17 protein-coding genes, 1 tRNA gene and 1 pseudogene are annotated in these 15,980 nt (G+C 62.6%); 5 read left to right on the top strand and 14 right to left on the bottom strand.

Translation table 11 applies throughout. From position 1 onward, the window contains the following. Positions 1-47 precede the first annotated feature (47 nt). Entirely contained in the window at positions 48-725 is a 678-nt protein-coding gene (locus J3A64_RS18480; protein WP_014923312.1) for an ABC transporter ATP-binding protein, read from the top strand. Position 726: 1 nt separating this feature from the next. After that, complete coding sequence (locus J3A64_RS18475) at positions 727-2,259, top strand: DUF6297 family protein (RefSeq protein ID WP_210065273.1); 1,533 nt, start codon at positions 727-729, stop codon at positions 2,257-2,259. 6 nt (positions 2,260-2,265) lie between these two features. Here the strand turns inward: J3A64_RS18475 and J3A64_RS18470 are convergent. Further along, positions 2,266-3,117, bottom strand: a pseudogene (locus tag J3A64_RS18470) (PhzF family phenazine biosynthesis protein). 58 nt (positions 3,118-3,175) lie between these two features. Here J3A64_RS18470 and J3A64_RS18465 point away from each other — a divergent pair. Then, on the top strand, positions 3,176-3,598 hold the full coding sequence (locus tag J3A64_RS18465) for a DUF1801 domain-containing protein (protein ID WP_210065271.1): 423 nt from the start codon (positions 3,176-3,178) through the stop codon (positions 3,596-3,598). A gap of 77 nt (positions 3,599-3,675) precedes the next feature. Here J3A64_RS18465 and rplI read toward each other — a convergent pair whose 3' ends face one another. From rplI to rpsF, 4 genes are all read right to left on the bottom strand, one after another. Further along, positions 3,676-4,128, bottom strand: coding sequence for a 50S ribosomal protein L9 (gene rplI / locus J3A64_RS18460; protein ID WP_011776753.1), 453 nt, complete (start codon positions 4,126-4,128; stop codon positions 3,676-3,678). Positions 4,129-4,146: 18 nt separating this feature from the next. Then, the gene (gene rpsR, locus J3A64_RS18455; protein ID WP_003800144.1) at positions 4,147-4,386 is read right to left on the bottom strand and encodes a 30S ribosomal protein S18; all 240 of its coding nucleotides are present in this window, start codon (positions 4,384-4,386) and stop codon (positions 4,147-4,149) included. A 128-nt stretch (positions 4,387-4,514) separates the two neighbouring features. After that, positions 4,515-5,096 carry a single-stranded DNA-binding protein gene (locus J3A64_RS18450; protein WP_011776754.1) on the bottom strand — a complete coding sequence of 194 codons (582 nt, stop codon included), beginning with the start codon at positions 5,094-5,096 and terminating at the stop codon, positions 4,515-4,517. Between the two features lie 50 nt (positions 5,097-5,146). Next, positions 5,147-5,452, bottom strand: a complete 306-nt coding sequence (gene rpsF / locus J3A64_RS18445; protein WP_011776755.1) for a 30S ribosomal protein S6 — start codon at positions 5,450-5,452, stop codon at positions 5,147-5,149. 232 nt (positions 5,453-5,684) lie between these two features. Here rpsF and J3A64_RS18440 point away from each other — a divergent pair, with 232 nt between their 5' ends. Beyond that, on the top strand, positions 5,685-6,023 hold the full coding sequence (locus J3A64_RS18440) for a YnfA family protein (RefSeq protein WP_014923317.1): 339 nt from the start codon (positions 5,685-5,687) through the stop codon (positions 6,021-6,023). Positions 6,024-6,117: 94 nt separating this feature from the next. On the opposite strand, the gene J3A64_RS18435 is transcribed toward J3A64_RS18440, so the two are convergent. After that, positions 6,118-6,200, bottom strand: a tRNA-Leu gene (locus J3A64_RS18435). Positions 6,201-6,318: 118 nt separating this feature from the next. Here J3A64_RS18435 and J3A64_RS18430 point away from each other — a divergent pair. Then, positions 6,319-6,465 (top strand): hypothetical protein, encoded by a 147-nt coding sequence (locus J3A64_RS18430; RefSeq protein ID WP_210065269.1) that lies wholly within the window; start codon positions 6,319-6,321, stop codon positions 6,463-6,465. A gap of 66 nt (positions 6,466-6,531) precedes the next feature. On the opposite strand, the gene J3A64_RS18425 is transcribed toward J3A64_RS18430, so the two are convergent. The 8 genes from J3A64_RS18425 to J3A64_RS18390 all read right to left on the bottom strand — a co-directional run bounded on the left by J3A64_RS18425 (position 6,532) and on the right by J3A64_RS18390 (position 15,933). Beyond that, positions 6,532-7,938: an amino acid permease gene (locus tag J3A64_RS18425; RefSeq protein WP_210065267.1), complete on the bottom strand. Its 1,407-nt coding sequence runs from the start codon at positions 7,936-7,938 to the stop codon at positions 6,532-6,534. Between the two features lie 222 nt (positions 7,939-8,160). Beyond that, positions 8,161-9,468 carry a M18 family aminopeptidase gene (locus J3A64_RS18420; protein WP_210065266.1) on the bottom strand — a complete coding sequence of 436 codons (1,308 nt, stop codon included), beginning with the start codon at positions 9,466-9,468 and terminating at the stop codon, positions 8,161-8,163. A 37-nt stretch (positions 9,469-9,505) separates the two neighbouring features. Further along, complete coding sequence (locus J3A64_RS18415; RefSeq protein ID WP_210065264.1) at positions 9,506-10,399, bottom strand: intradiol ring-cleavage dioxygenase; 894 nt, start codon at positions 10,397-10,399, stop codon at positions 9,506-9,508. A gap of 62 nt (positions 10,400-10,461) precedes the next feature. Then, on the bottom strand, positions 10,462-11,154 hold the full coding sequence (locus J3A64_RS18410; RefSeq protein ID WP_011776761.1) for a response regulator transcription factor: 693 nt from the start codon (positions 11,152-11,154) through the stop codon (positions 10,462-10,464). Next, entirely contained in the window at positions 11,151-12,440 is a 1,290-nt protein-coding gene (locus J3A64_RS18405) for a sensor histidine kinase (RefSeq protein WP_210065262.1), read from the bottom strand. Before J3A64_RS18405 ends, J3A64_RS18410 begins: the two co-directional genes overlap by 4 nt. Before the next feature lie 26 nt (positions 12,441-12,466). Continuing rightward, positions 12,467-13,318 carry an ABC transporter permease subunit gene (locus J3A64_RS18400; RefSeq protein WP_011776763.1) on the bottom strand — a complete coding sequence of 284 codons (852 nt, stop codon included), beginning with the start codon at positions 13,316-13,318 and terminating at the stop codon, positions 12,467-12,469. A gap of 2 nt (positions 13,319-13,320) precedes the next feature. Next, positions 13,321-14,265, bottom strand: coding sequence for an ABC transporter ATP-binding protein (locus J3A64_RS18395; protein ID WP_011776764.1), 945 nt, complete (start codon positions 14,263-14,265; stop codon positions 13,321-13,323). 165 nt (positions 14,266-14,430) lie between these two features. Next, a complete protein-coding gene (locus tag J3A64_RS18390) occupies positions 14,431-15,933 on the bottom strand; it encodes a phosphatase PAP2 family protein (protein WP_011776765.1) in 1,503 nt (500 codons plus the stop codon). Positions 15,934-15,980: the final 47 nt, after the last annotated feature.

The following is a 15,980-nucleotide window of genomic DNA, read 5'->3' as shown; positions in this document are numbered from 1 at the left end:
TAAACGCTGCAGTGGGGTGGCGCCAATCCCGCCGGTAGGGTTGCACCATGGGGACAGTTCTGGAGGCCGAAGGCCTGTTGGTTGGGTATGCCGGGGCTCCGGTCTGCGGCGAAGTTTCTGCGTCGGTGGACGCGGGTGAAGTCTTGGGAATTGTGGGCGTGAACGGAGCAGGAAAGTCCACGGTAGCCCGGACCATCGCTGGACGGCAGGCCTCTCTGGCAGGAGACGTGAAGGTCCATGGTCTCCTCATCGATCCGGACGCCGTACCGTTCCGCCGGCAGGTCTCCGCTGTCTTCGATGATGATCTCTTCTTTCCGTCCCTCACTGTTCGGGAACACCTGCTCCTCATCGCCCGTGGGCACTCCCTGGAGGACCCAGAGGCGCGCGTTGAAGAAGAGCTGGAGTTCTTCGGGCTCCTGGGCAGGGCCCATGCGATCCCCGATGCTTTGTCTTCCGGCCAGCGCCGCAGGTTGCTGCTTGCCGCCGGACTGATCCGCCCGTCGTCGCTCCTGATTCTGGACGAGCCCGAACAGCGGCTCGACCCGCGGATGCGGGTAGCCATGGGCGAACGCATAGCGGACCACGCCAAGGACGGCGGCGCAGTAGTGCTGGTCACCCATGATCCCCAGCTGCTGCTGGCTACGGCCACCACGTGTTTGGTCATTGACGAGGAAGTTCTGGAGTTCGATCCAGAGCAGGGGGCTTCGATCATTGCCGGGTCCTGACATGCTCACCCGTGAACTTTCCCCGCAGCACCGGGAATTGGCCTCCGAGATTGTCCGGTTCACCCGCCGGAGCGCCAAAAGGTACAAACGCAGCCGGACCTCGTGGGGAGACCTCTTTGTTGATGCCTACAGTTGGGCGCTCGGCATTGGTGTATCCCTGACCATTGCGGCCTCGTTCGTCCTGGCGTTGCGCAACGAGATTGCTCAACGGGCATCAACGGCCAACAGCATCATCCGCGCACAATGGCTCGTCCTGCCGGAAGCGGTGTTGTGGACATCCGTGACGTTCGCGGTCCTCCTGGTCATCGGCAACCTTGCACGGAAGCTTGGACCGATGACCGTGAACGGAGCAGAGAGCACCTGGTGGCTGACGCTTCCCGTTGACCGCCGCCCCATGGTCCTGCCACCCTTCGCTCGCAAGGTGGCGCTGACGGCGGCCGGCTCTGGCGTTATCTACCTGCCCTTCAGCATGGTGACCGCTGTTGACCGCGCACCCATGGAACACGTCTTCGCTTCGCTCACCTTCGGCGCAGCCGGAGCAATAGCGGTAGCCATGGCAGGGATCCAGCAACTTGCTTTACTGGGTCCACGACTTGGCAAGGCAATTGCGACGGCTGCGCTTCTTGCATGCTCTGTCCTTCCAGCGATGCCATCCTCCCCGTGGCCGGCAGCGCTGGTGGGCGTCGCCGCCGTCGCACTCTTTGCCGTAGTTGCGCCGCGAGCCGGTCAGGTCAAGGGTGACGAGCTGGTTCGCGGCGGCGCCGTGGCCGGTCACGCGGGCGCGTCACTTTTCATGATGGACTCCAATGAGGTGCTGCGTGCGCTTGGTGGCAACCGCAAAAGGGTCGACGGCGGCAGGGCAGCCAGCTTCTACGCCCAGCCTGCGCGCGGCCCGCTGTGGGCGCTGATCCGCGCCGATGCGGTGGCCTTCCTCAGGCTCAATCCCCCGCTGACGCCGCCCATTCTTTGGCTCGCTGCCTGCAACGCAATACTTCTCGTGGAAGGCGGACTGCCCGAGTTCGCACAGTTGGCCGTCATAGTGATCGCCGGATGCGCCACGGCTTCGGGCTTGGGGAGCGTAGCCCGCAAGACGGCGCTGGTTCCTGAGCTCGACGCGCTGCTGCCGCTGCATCCGGCGCTGGTAAGGACAAGCCGGACACTCATGCCTTGCTTGGCAATGGCTGTGTGGATGGCCGTGCTTAGCGGGCTTTTGGTTCTCCTGGGCGCGGCGAATCCTTGGCTGATAGGAGTCGGTGCCCTGGCGGGTGTCGGCATGGGCGCTGGGACGCTCCGCGCAGCCACGAGGACCCCGCCGGATTGGACCGCACCTCCGGTGGAAACGCCGTTCGGCCCGGTTCCGCGGGCCCAGCTGGGCTCCCTGATGCGCGGGCTGGACGTCACCGTCCTGGCCATGGTTCCGCTGCTGCTGGCGCTGTACCTCGGCTATGTGCCGGCGTCCCTGGTCATCATTCAGGCGGTCCTCAGTGCCGGAATCTTCCTGGTGGTGGTGCTGACACGCCCCAAGCGAATCTAGCCGTGGTTAGAGGAGGACCGTGCCTTCGATGCAGGTAGCCGACGCTCCACCAACCCAGATCTCGCCAGCTTAAGCCTTGACGTGAATACGCCCGGCCCTGCCCAGGACGGTACCTTGAGCGGCAAGATACTCATCAGGCGCCCGGCCGCTGCCAATCAGCCACTGGGCCGCGCCGGCATTGAAGCTGCCCGTCACCGGGTCCTCCACCATGGCATCGCCCGGAATGAACGTACGGACTTCAAAGTCGACGGCGGCACCCGGCTCATGTGGGCCAATCACCCCCACCTTGAGGTCACCCATGGCAACGAGGTCCGGCTCAATGGCCAGGACTTGTTCCGCTGAACCCAGAAGCACGCCGATCCACGTGGGTCCGTTGACCAGCCACGACGCATCCAGCAGGACATCCTCGGGCAGCCGCAGGCCGGCAACGAGTTGCGCCCGGACATCGTCGTCCACAGGGCCGAAGCGCGTCAGCGGCGGCGCAGCGAAAGCCAAGCGGCCGGCGTCGTGCTTTACCCGCACCAAACCCGCGCCGCACTCCTGAACCAGGACGCCGTCAGTCTTAGGCACTCCCCCGGCCTGCAGCCACGTGTGCGCGGAGCCCAGCGTGGGGTGTCCGGCGAAGGGGAACTCCTCGCTGCCCGTGAAGATCCGAACCTTATAGTCCGCTTCGGGGTGGGTGGGAGGGAGCAGGAACGTGGTCTCGGAGAGGTTGGTCCAGTTGGCGAAGTGCTGCATCGTTTCCGTGCTGAGGCCTTCAGCATCCACCACCACAGCGAGCGGATTGCCGAGATACGGGAACTCGGAGAAGACGTCCACTTGGTGGAAGGGCCGGATGCGCGGGGGTTCTGAAGTCACCGCAGAAGGCTATCACCGGGTGCTGGCAGGCCCGCTCCGCGTCTGCGAAACTACCCGTATGGCAGAGAACAAGACCCAGCCCACGGACGTCTCCGTGGAAGAATTCCTGGCCGCGGTGGAGCACCCCAAGCGGCGCGAGGACGGCTTTGAGCTGCTGGACATGATGCGCAACATCACCGGCAAGGAAGCCGTCATGTGGGGCCCGTCCATCGTCGGTTTCGGCAGCTATCACTACAAGTACCACAGCGGTCGCGAAGGTGACGCCGCCGCCGTCGGCTTTTCACCGCGCAAGGCCAGCCTGGTGCTGTACGGGCTCACCGAGGGTCCGGACGCGGACCGCCTGCTCCCGGAATTGGGCAAGCACAAGGCCAGTGCCGCGTGCCTGTATGTGAACAAGCTGGACGACGTGGACCGCGAGATCCTGGCCGAGATGATCCGTGCTGGCTACAAGCACGTTATGGAGGAGTTTCACACCCCGTAGATCTCGCGCCCAGATGGCAGCAAAAAGACCCCCACCACCGGAATCCGGTAGCGGGGGTCTTCAGGTGCAGTCAGAGACTACTTTGCTGCAACGACCTCGAGGTCGATAACAGCGGAAACATCCTCGTGCAGGCGAACGTTGGCCGTGTACGAACCGACAGACTTGATGTGGTTCGGCAGTTCAACGTTGCGCTTGTCGATGGCGCCGAGGCCAGCAGCCTCAACAGCAGCAGCGACATCAGCAGGCTTGACGGTGCCGAAGAGACGACCGGACTCGCCGGCCTTCACCTCGAGCTTGACCTTCTTGGAGGACAGAGCCTGGGCCTGGGCCTGGGCAGCTTCAACAGAAGCGTGCGCACGAGCGGCGCGGGCAGCCTTGATGGACTCAACCTGCTTCTCGCCACCCTTGGTCCAGGTCAGAGCGAAGCCGCGGGGCAGCAGGAAGTTACGTGCGTAACCGTCCTTAACCTCCACAACGTCGCCAGCAGCACCGAGACCGGTTACTTCGTGGGTCAGAATGAGCTTTGCCATGTTAGTTAATCCCTTCCCTTAGCCGCGGCCAGCGCCGGAGTAAGGCAGCAGAGCAACTTCGCGGGCGTTCTTGATTGCCTGGGCGATCTTGCGCTGTTCCTGAACGGTAACGCCAGTGACGCGACGAGCGCGGATCTTTCCGCGGTCGGAGATGAACTTGCGCAGCAATGCTACGTCCTTGTAGTCGATGACAGTGATGTCAGCGGCCTTCAAGGGGTTGGACTTTGGTTTGGGCTTACGGAGTTCAGCCTTAGCCATCGTGGAGCTCCTTTTCTATGGAGCCCGTGGATATTGATCCACGGGATGGTGGTGTTCGACGGCGGTTGTCACCATGGTGCCTTTCGGCAGTTCCGGTGAGCGTCCGGCGTCGGACGTTTATTTGGTGTTTAGAAGGGAGGTTCGGAATCCGGGCCGTTTCCCCAACCGCCAGCATTGCTGACACCGGGCGTAGCCCAAGGGTCATCCTGCTGCTGTGCGGGCTGGTTGCCGCCCCAGGTTCCACCGGAGTTGCCGCCACCCTGGTTTCCACCAGGAGCGCCACCTCCAAAGCCACCGGAATTACCGGCGTTACCGCCGCCGAAGCCACCCTGGCCACCGCCGGAGCGCTGGGTACGGTTGACCTTGGCGTTTGCGTAACGCAGGCTGGGGCCGATTTCGTCGACCTCAAGCTCAATAACGGTGCGCTTTTCGCCTTCTTTTGTTTCGTAAGAACGGCTCTTCAAACGGCCGGAAACGATGACGCGCATGCCCTTTGTGAGGGACTCGGCCACGTTCTCGGCTGCTTCGCGCCATACCGATGCGCGGAGGAACAGGGTTTCCCCGTCCTTCCACTCATTGGACTGGCGGTCAAAGGTCCGGGGAGTAGAAGCGATGGTGAAGTTCGCTACTGCTGAGCCAGACGGGGTGAACCGCAGCTCGGGGTCATTGGTGAGATTACCGATGACCGTAATAGTGGTTTCGCCTGCCATCTACTGCCTCCTTGTTCGTTCCTGCGGGGTAAAGACCTGAAAGGGGCTGATTACTCAGCAACGACCTTCTGGTCTTCAGGGCGGATGATCTTGGTGCGCATGATCGTCTCGTTGAGAGACAGCTGGCGATCAAGTTCCTTGGCGGTAGCCGGTGCTGCGGTGAAGTTCACCACGGCGTAGATACCTTCGGACTTCTTCTTGATGTCGTACGCCAGACGGCGACGGCCCCAGATGTCTACCTTTTCGATGGTTCCACCATCGGTGGTGATGACATTGAGGAACTTCTGAAGCGACGACTCTACGGTACGCTCTTCGACCTCGGGGTCGATGATTACCATCAATTCGTAAGGACGCATATGTGAACCCACCTCCTTTGGGCTAAGCGGTTACGGTATTTCCGTAACAGGAGGTTCATTTGCGATGCTGCGTTGGCGCTCCCCGGCCGAAAACACGGCAAGAGGGCGTAACACAGACTTCAATATCTTAGTGCATCTCCTGCACTCAAAGCTATTCGGCGGGATCCGTGGGAGGAACCAGCCAGATTACGTATGTGGATAACCTGGTGGGGCAGCACGGAATACTGGGGCTATGACCGTTCTGAAGACCACCATTCTCTTCGTTTTGGCAGCCGTCGCAGAGATCGGCGGAGCTTGGCTGATCTGGCAGGCCGTGCGCGAAGGCAAAGCGTGGTGGTGGGCAGGACTCGGCGTGGTGGCGCTGGGAATCTACGGTTTCTTCGCGGCCTTCCAACCCGACGCGCACTTTGGCCGGGTCCTCGCGGCTTACGGCGGCGTGTTCATTGCCGGATCACTCGGCTGGGGAATGCTGATGGACGGCTTCCGGCCGGATCGCTGGGACGTGATCGGCGCCGCCATCTGCATCGTGGGCGTAGGCGTCATCATGTTCGCGCCGCGGCCGGGCGGCTGAGTGCTGGCGGCTGAGGGCTGGCCGCCCCGGGCCGGGCGGCTAGTACCCAGGAACGACAAAACCCCCGGAAGATCAACTTCCGGGGGTTTCTTTGTGCGCGGAGGGGGACTTGAACCCCCACCCCCTTTCGAGGACTAGCACCTCAAGCTAGCGCGTCTGCCATTCCGCCACCCGCGCAAGGTGATCAGGAGAACATGTTTCCATTTTCTCCTTGACAGCGTCAAAGACACTAACACGAAGAATGGCAATCCGTGGATTCCTGAGGCCGTGAAAGCCTCCCGCTAGGGTTGGGGCCATGGATGCAACACCCTTGAATGCCCTGGTTCTGAGGGTCGTCTTCTCGGCGATCGCCCTCTATTTTCTGTACTTCGTGGTTCGTGCAGGCGTCCAGGACGGCATCCTGCAGGCCGACAAGAAGCGCCCTGAGCAAGCCAAACAATAAAGCGAAGCGGGACAGCCGCCGTCGAGCAATGACGGCGGCTGTCCCGCTGCAGAAAGGCGACGGCGGTCAGGAACCGATCTTGGCGCGCTCGACTTCCCCGCCAAGCACCGGAGTGGCGGGCGTGTTGCCTTTATTGCGGTAGCGAAGCACGCCGATGCCCACTACAACCGCGGCCAACGCCAGCGACAGGAACAGCGATTCGCGGGTGGATTCGATGATGACCATGCCGATGATGAGTGCCACGATGGCGCCGATGGCAATCCATGTGAGGTACGGGAAGAACCACATCTTGAGGTCGAGCTCCTTGGCGGCTGCACCCATTCGCTTGCGCAGTATGAGCTGGGACGTCGCGATGACCAACCACACGAAGAGCGCGATGGCACCCGAGGTATTCACGAGGAACAGGAACACCGAGTCCGGGGCAATGTAGTTCGCGCCAACGGTGAGGAACCCCACCACGGTGGAAGCGAGCACGGCCGCGGCCGGAACCCCACGCTTGGAGATCTTCATCCAGGACTTGGGAGCGTCGCCGCGCTGCGAGAGCGAGAACAGCATGCGGCTGGCGGTGTACAAGCCCGAGTTGAGGCAGGAGAGCACCGAGGTGAGGACAACAATGTCCATGATGGTGCCGGCACCCGGGATTCCGTAGAGCTCGATGACAGCAACATAGGGGCTCTTGGCCACGGAGGCGTCGTTCCAAGGCAGCAGGGTCACCACGATGGCAATGGAGCCGATGTAGAAGATCAGGATGCGCCACACAGTGGACTTCACGGCCTTCTTGACGGCGTCCACCGGGTTCTCGGACTCGCCGGCGGCAATGGTGGCTATTTCGGCGCCAAAGAAGGAGAAGACCACCACGAGGATGCCCGCAAGAACTGCGCCGGGACCGTTTGGCATGAAGCCACCCTGATCCAGCAGGTTGGCGACGCCGGGTGCCGAAACGCCCGGCATGAAGCCAAGGATGGCAACGATTCCGGCCAGCAGGAAAATGACGATTGCGGCCACCTTGATGGATGCGAACCAGAACTCGAACTCACCGTAGGACTTCACGGAGCCGAGGTTGGTCAGCGTCAGGAGCACCATGAGCACAAGGGCCCAGATCCACTGGTCGACGCCGGGAACCCAGCGGTGCATGATGGCGGCACCGGCCGTAGCTTCGATGCCAAGGACGATGATCCAGAACCAGGCATAGAGCCAGCCAATGCTGAATCCGGCCCAGCGGCCAAGGGCTTTGTCGGCGTAGGTGGAGAAGGATCCGGTTTCGGGGTTGGCCGCAGCCATCTCACCAAGCATGCGCATGACGAGGATGACCACGAGGCCTGCAGCCAGGTAAGCCACGAGGATGCCCGGGCCGGCCTGCTGAATGGCAGCGCCGGAGCCTACGAACAGGCCAGCTCCAATGACGCCGGCGATGGCGATCATGGAGAGGTGACGTGGCTTCAGGGACTTGGAAAGCTGTTGGTCAGCGTGCATGGATCGGCGCCGTCCTTTAGGTTTGGGGTTGGCCGCAGTGGTGTGCCACTGGCCACATGACTAGTTCACGCTAGCCTGCGACACCGCACCGAATCCTGTGCACCCGAACATTTTGCACTCCCTCAAACAGGGGCCGTGCACAAAATGTAACCCTCAAGGCATCTAAAGTTTCTTATAGGAAACTTTTGTCATGCCCCTGAAATGAGTGTTTGACGCTTCAGCCTAGACGGCAGTACGGAAAAAAAGCTCCGCAACAGTCGAAAGGCTCTTCGGATCCTCTACACCGCACAACTCCCGCGCAGAGTGCATGGACAGCAGCGGAATCCCCACATCCACCGTCCGGATGCCCAAGCGTGTAGCTGTGAGGGGTCCGATGGTGGAACCACACGGGAGATCGTTGTTGGAGACGTACTCCTGGTACGGAACGTCAGACTCATCACAGAGCCTTGCCCAGACGGCGGCGCCCGTCGCGTCTGTGGCGTAGCGCTGGTTTGCGTTGATCTTCAGCAGCGGACCGCCGTTCAACACCGGTTTGTTTGCGGGGTCATGCTTCTCCGCGTAGTTCGGGTGGACAGCGTGGCCGGCGTCCGCAGAAACGCAGAACGACGCCGCCAAAGCCTGCCGCCGCTGGCTCACCGTAGCGCCCAGGCCGTCGGAGATGCGGACCAGGATGTCCTCAAGGATGGGGCCGCAGGCGCCGGACCGGGAGTTGGAGCCGATCTCTTCATGGTCGAAGGCAGCAAGGACGGCGATCGGGCCCCCTGCCGGAGCATCGGCTGCGTGCGCTACCAACGCCACCAAACCAGCGTGTGTGGAGGAGAGGTTATCCATGCGCCCGGAAGCGAAGAACTCACTCTTGGCCCCGAAAACCGCCGGTGCCTGCGTGTCTGCCACCACGACGTCGTACCCGCCGATTTCGGCAGCGTCCACAGTGGCGCCCTCAACGCGATCGGCAAGCAGTGCCAGAAGATCTTCACCGGTTGGGTCCCCCTGGCCGAAGACGGGGTTCATGTGTTGCTGCTTGGAAAGGTGGAGTCCGTTGTCGTTGACGCCGCGGTCCAAGTGAATGGCAAGCTGCGGGAAACGGAGGAGGGGTCCGGTGGCCGTGAGGTGCTGGGTTCCATCGCGCAGTACCAAGCGGCCCGCCAACTGCAGTTCGCGGTCCAGCCAGGAGTTGAGCAGCGGCCCACCGTAGACCTCCACACCGGCCTGCAGCCAACCGAACTTACCTGTGGTGGGCTTCGGCTTGAGCTTGAACGACGGCGAATCGGTGTGTGCACCAAGGATGTTGAAACCAGTGGTGGGGCCGGCGTTTTCGGGAGTCACCCAGGCAATGAGCGCACCATCACGGATCACGTAGAACTTGCCTGCTCCGCCGTCCCACGGCTGCAGTTCATCCAATCCCGTGAAGCCCGCGGCGTCGAGTCGGCGCGCGGCTTCGTGCACAGCGTGGAAGCTCGACGGCGACGCCGATACGTACTCGCCCAGGTCCTTGATGTGGTCAACTGCTGCGGAGGCATTCGAAGGCATGCCCCCGAGTCTAGCCCCGCTTTCGTTGCCGGCCGGGCTAGACGGTGACGTTCAGCGCGGCCGTGTAACCGCCCGCGACAGAACCGGACATAGTCGCCAGCTGGTATATGCCTCCATCGTCACCAAAGACGTTGTCCGAGGTCAGGGTGGTATTCGGGAAGTTCTTGGCGCTGGATTCATAACCGGCCGTCGCATAGACCTCCTTGCAAGCCTTCTCAGTAAGTGCGATCTGCGAGACCGTCAGCACCTGTCCGGCTGCAGTCGTATTGCTCATGGATTCGAATACCTCAAAGTGAATATGTGGCCAGCGGCCGTTGTACGCTCCCGGGTAGATGGTGCTGAAAGTCAGTTGGCCGTTGGCATCTGCTTCCTGCACGCCTCGGAGGTAGTTCTCGTTCTCCAAGCCCGAATCGTAGAGCGAATACTTCCCGTCTTTGTCGCAGTGCCAGGCGTACACGGCGGCACCGGCCAGAGGAGCGCAACCGTTCGCGTTGTCCAGGAGCGTCAAGGTCACTGTCAGCGGCACGCCCTCAGCCTTGGTGGTGGAGGTGCCAAAACTGGACCTGATGTCGCGACGGACTACTCCCGAAGCCTCGAGCACGTTGGGGCCGTTGGAACCGTCGCCCGGGTAGGGCCCCAGCGTCTCCTCCGGGATCTCCACTCCGCATTCTGCGAACGCCCGGGTCACCGTGCTCGTGGCCGACGCGGAAGGTGACGCAGCCGCCGTCGTGGTTTCCGTCGCCGTGGCAGTAGCGCTGGCGGTGGCAGTGCTCGACGGCGACGCGCTGCCGCCCCCCGTTCCCGGCGTGCAGGCTGCGAGGGCTGCTGCCGTTCCAGCGCCGAAGAGGAGCCCCAAGCTGCGGCGCCGAGTTAAGAGCGTGGAGAGATCGAATTCAAGGCCGCGGTCGTGGTCGGGGTGAGGAGTTGTCATGCCTCCATGAAACGCGCCGCGCCTGTGCGTTGTACATGGTGAAACTGTGCCGCGGCTATGTCTCAGTAGTCCGGGTTGCTGGGCACCACGAGTCCGGTTTCGTAGGCGTAGACCACAACCTGCACCCGGTCCCGCAGTTGCAGCTTGCTCAGGATCCGGCGGACGTGGGTCTTCACCGTGGCCTCGGAAAGGAAGAACTTGTGGGCGATCTCAGCGTTGGAGAGACCCTCCGCGATGGTGGTGAGGATTTCGGTTTCCCGCGGGGTGAGTTCGTCCAAGAGCGGGTCGCGGTGCGAAGTGGGCGAGTGACCGGGCACGACGCCACCGCGTACATACGTTTCAAGCAGCCGTTGCGTGACTCTCGGGGCCACCACGGCATCGCCGCTGGCCACCAAGCGCACCGCGTGAACCAGCTCAGAGGGGGCAACGTCCTTGAGCAGGAACGCGGACGCCCCCGCCTGCAGCCCGCTGAAGGCGTACTCATCGAGGTCGAACGTGGTCAGGATGATGACCCGCGCGTCGGAGCCTGAATCCGTGATCTGCTTGGTTGCCTCGATGCCGTCCATGCCGGGCATGCGGACGTCCATCAGAACGACGTCAGGTTGCAGGGCTTCTACTTGGCGAACAGCCTCGATGCCGTCCGAAGCCTCGCCCACCACATGGACGTCCTCTTCACCTTCAAGAATGAGCCGGAAGCCCATCCGCAGCAGTGGCTGATCGTCCACCAGCAGCACTTTGATGACTTCTTCGATCATGATTCCCCCTTTTCGCCGTTCCAGCGGAGCTCGGCATGGACTGCCCAACCTCCCCGTTTTCCTGGACCGGCAGTAACGATTCCAGCATAGATTCCGGCACGTTCATTCATTCCAGCGATTCCCTGCCCGGTCCCCAGGCTGCCCACGGATTCGCTGCCGCCCTCACGGGTTCCGCGGCCGTCGTCGAGCACGTCAATGGTGACCAAATCACCATCGCGAGCCACCTGGACATCAACGCGGCTGAGCGAGCGCCCGTACCGCAGGACGTTGGTCAACGACTCCTGCACGATCCGATAGACAGTGAGTTCGAAGGCCGGGTCAGCCGGGAGGCCCGGCCCCGTGTGGGCGTAGTGCAGCGGCAGTCCGGCTGTCCGGAAGCCGTCCAAGAGTTTCGCCAGGTTCTGCCCGGATTCAAGGGGTGTCAGTGGTGCCGGTCGCCCGGAATCATCCCGCAGAACGCCGAGTACGCGGCGCATGTCGGCCAGCGCGGCCCTTCCCGTCCGGGATAGTTCTCCGAGCACGTCACCGGCGCGCTCCGGATCTTTCTTGACCACCACGGCGGCACCGTCCGAAAGGCTGATCATCACTGTCAGCGAGTGCGCCACGACGTCGTGCATTTCCCGGGCAATTCGGTTGCGCTCGGTGACCTTGCCAAGCTGGGTGGTTCGCGCGGCCCACGCCGCAATCTCGGCTTCATGTTCCCTGCGCTGGCGCACCGAAATGCCGATGCCTGTGGCCAAAAGGTTGGACAGCATGATGGTCACCGCAGTGGCGATGTTGTTGATGAGGTGGAAGTTCTCCGGAACGTCCTGCAGGTTGTCCATCTCGCTGGGACTCGTCCACATGAACAGGTAGAGCAGGCTCAGAGGCAAGCTGGCTACGGCGAAAACCACCAGCGCCAACGCACGCTTCCGGAGTGACGCCACGGCATAGAGCGCGAACCATAGACCTGCGGAAACATTCGATCCCCAAGGGTTCAGGATGGTGGCCGCTATTTCCAGAAGCGCGACAGCGAGAACCACCTGAAGAGGAAACGGGCGCCTGAAGAACAACGCGATCGCGATCAACAGCAGTATCGCCACCACGAGCCATTTGCCGTCGACGACCGACGGAATGATGGTGGGCAGCGCCAACAAAAGGTAGCAAAGGACCACCACTGCATCCATCGCGCGGGGCCGTTTGAAGAAGTAACGCCGTATTCGGCCCCTGCGGCGCTGGGCAATTTCAGCGAAGGACGCGTCGGCCGTGGTGGCCGACGCGTCCTTCATCTGTGGAGCTTCAGTCATGAATTGAGCCTAGACGGCAACCCGTCCTAGACGTCCCGCTTCTTGAGCAGGATCATGGCCAGGGCCACCGGCACAACCACCCAGGCGCCAAGAACCAGCGCGGCCTGCCACGCTTCCAGCGTGTCCGGGACATGCTCGACGGCGGTCATGGGCGTGATGGTGCTCGTGGGGAGGTACTTGTTGGCTTCCTTGAAGAAGTCGCCGGGGATGAGCTGGAAGGCAATAGGCGCAACGAACAGGAGTCCCACCAGGCTCATGATGCCGCCGGCCGAGTTACGGACGATGGTTCCGAGGGCCATGCCGATTGCTGCCACGGCTGCCACGTAGAGGCTGTTGACCAGAAGGAGCTTGATGGACTGTGAGCTGCCAAGGTCCAGCTTGAGGTCGTAGTTATCAACGATGGGAAGCGACACCAGGCCGGCGATGTAAATGGACACCGCTGTCAGGAGGAAAGCGCTGACCATGACCACAATGAGCTTCGCCAGGAAAGGCGACAGCCGCTTGGGGACGGCGGCAAAGGTGGAGCGTGCCATGCCGGTGGTGAACTCGGAGCTCATGAGCAGGACGCCCAAGGAACCGAGGATGAGCTGGGCGAACGAGATACCCGAGGTGGGGATGCTGACGGCGAGGTCCCCGCCCTGGGCGGCCATGGCTGCTGCGACTTCGGGATCCGCCGCGGCCTGCTCCGCAAACTGGCCTGTTCCCCACGCTGAGAGGGCTGCGAAGCCCACCATGACCAGTGCCGTGGAGGCAAGGAGGATCAGCGTGGACATCAGAGTACGGAACTTGATGAATTCCGAGTTGAGTACACGATGGAATGCCGGTCCGGGACCGACGGAGTTGCGGATGGACTTGCGGTCCAATGTGGTGGTGCTCATGTCTATTTCCCTCCGGCCTGAGCGGGAACCGAGGCCCCGGCGGTGATGTGCGAGTGGTATTCGACCTCGTCCTTGGTCAGTTCCATGTAGGCCTCTTCCAGGCTTGCCTGGAGCGGTGTCAGCTCGTAGACCATCACTTGGTTGTCCAGGGCCGTACGGGCGATGCCGCGGGGATCAAGCCCTGAAACTTCCAGCAGTTCGCGTTCGTGGACCTCCACGGAAACGCCAGTGCCGGCCAGGAGCTGCATGAGGCGTTCCGGCTGATCGGTGCGGACCCTGGTCCGGGCGTTGCCCTTGCCCGTAATGATTTCGGCGATAGGTGCGTCGGCGATGATCCTGCCGCGGCCGATGACAATCAGGTGGTCTGCCGTCAGTGCCATTTCGCTCATGAGGTGGCTGGACAGGAAGACTGTGCGGCCTTCGGAGGCCAAGTACTTGACGAGGTTGCGGACCCAGACCACGCCTTCAGGATCGAGGCCGTTCACCGGCTCATCCAGGATGATGGTCTGCGGGTCACCCAGCAGCGCTGCTGCGATGCCAAGGCGCTGGCCCATTCCGAGTGAGAATCCCTTGACCTTCTTCTTGGCGACATCGCCCAGGCCCGTCATCTCAATGACTTCACGGACGCGGCTCTTGGGGATGCTGTGGGTCGCTGCCATGGCAAGAAGGTGGTTGTAAGCCGTGCGGCTCGTGTGGACAGCCTTGGCGTCCAGGAGGGCGCCAATTTCACGCAGCGGCGCCTTGTGCTGGGCGAACGGCTCACCGTTCACGGTCACAGAGCCCGCCGTAGGAGAGTCAAGCCCCATGATCATGCGCATGGTTGTGGACTTTCCGGCACCGTTTGGGCCCAGGAAGCCCGTCACCCGTCCGGCCTGGACAGTGAAACTGACGCCGCCGACGGCGGTCTTCTCGCCGTAGACCTTGGTCAGGCCTTTTGCTTCGATCATGGAAGCGTTCCCTCCTCGGAGCACATGTGTGTGCAAGTGAGTTTTGAATGTACCTACAACGCTACTCACGGAGGGGACGTAAATCGCCTGTCTCAGGGATGATTCAGGGTTCAGTCAGGGTAGTCCTCGCGGATGACCTGCCGCGTTGAAACCCGGGCTTTTCGCTCAGTCGACGGGCAACGGCGAGTAAACGGTGAGCTCGCGCGGTTTCACAGTGAACGTGGCACGGCGGACCCCGGGCTTCGGCTCCCCGTCAACGGCCAGGACCAGCGGTTGGCCAAGAGCCTCCACCGTGATGGTGGTGGCCTCGGTCAGGTGGGTGACTTTGGAGGCGGCGACGGTGCCGGTAACCACCGCCCACAGCAGCCGCGCCCGGGCGAATGGCTCGTCCGCAGTGATCATGCGCAGATCGAAAACACCGTCGTCCAGTACCGGCCGGCGAAGTGGTGCGTGGTCGCTGGGATAGAACCTGCCCCGGCCCATGTAGAGGATCCAGAGTTTGTGCTTTACCCCGTCCACCAGCAGCGTGGTGGGGGAGTTCACGCCGAAGGTGCGCAGCGATGCCACCACGCTGGCCAGCGGTTTACCCATGGCAGGTTGCAGTCTCTCCCGACGTCGAACCAGGTTTGGATAGACGCCGACACTCGCCGTATTCAGCATGCCCAGCTCTGTGGTTTCCGGCATTTCAGGTAGTCCCCGTTGCACCACCACGTGCCCCAGGTCGACGGACGCTGCGTGTCCTTTGGTCACGGCATCGATCGCGTCGTCAATCGAACCGGTGCCGAGGTCGCGGGCGAAGTGATTGAGCGTTCCGCCTGGAAGCACCAAGAGCGGGAGTGAATGCTCGACGGCGGCAGCCGCCGCAGTGCCAACCGTTCCGTCACCGCCCCAGACGCCGAGTGCAACGGTGCCTGGGCGGGTTGCCACTGCATCGATCTCAGCAGCTACGTCTTCACCTTCGGAAATTTCGCGTATATAAGCCTTTGGGAATATAACCTTCAATAACTCTGCAGTCTCGGGGGAGTAGGACCCGCCCAGGACGTTGACCGCAATACCCAGCCCCTCGCCGTCGGAAATTGCGGGAGCTTCCGCAGGCGTCCGGCGCGGCGTCGGTTCGGGTGGTCGGGCCGGCCACCACTTGCGGGTCAGCAGTGCCGCTCCCGCACCGAGAGCGGAACCGAAGACCACATCGGAGGGCCAATGGGCCCCCGTGTGCACGCGCGAGTAGGCAACCCCCGCAGCAAGCGGTGCCAGTGCGGCGCCGAGTGCGGGCGAGACCATGCCGACACCCACCGCGAACGCCACCGCAGACGCTGAGTGGCCTGACGGCATGGAGGAACTCGTCGGCTGTGGATTCACGAAGCGGAACAGTGGCAGGTGCTCAGGGAGTGGCCGCCTGCGCGGGAGTGCCGTTTTGAAGACCAGGTTTGTGACCCCGGAGGCAACGCCCAGGGCGAGGAGTCCGTGGAGGGCTGCCCTCCGGGGCTTCCCTGGGAACGTGGCCATAATCCCCGCTATGCCGAACCACAGTTTGCCTTTGGTTGCCGCGGCAGAGAGTTCTCGGAAAAACACGTCGTGATCACCCTGGGGTTGCCGGGACACAGCCCGGACCAGGAAATGGTCGAATCTTGCAATCCGTTTGGGGCCTTTGCCCAAGAAGCCTCGCATCCCATCACACTAACCCTTGCCGGTGCCGCCCAGCTGCCGTGGCTACG

It is taken from the genome of Pseudarthrobacter sp. PvP004, from assembly GCF_017876035.1.
Taxonomy (GTDB): domain Bacteria; phylum Actinomycetota; class Actinomycetes; order Actinomycetales; family Micrococcaceae; genus Arthrobacter; species Arthrobacter aurescens_A.
The sequence above is the reverse complement of the archived record's forward strand: the minus strand, read 5'-3'. Positions and strand labels throughout refer to the sequence as shown.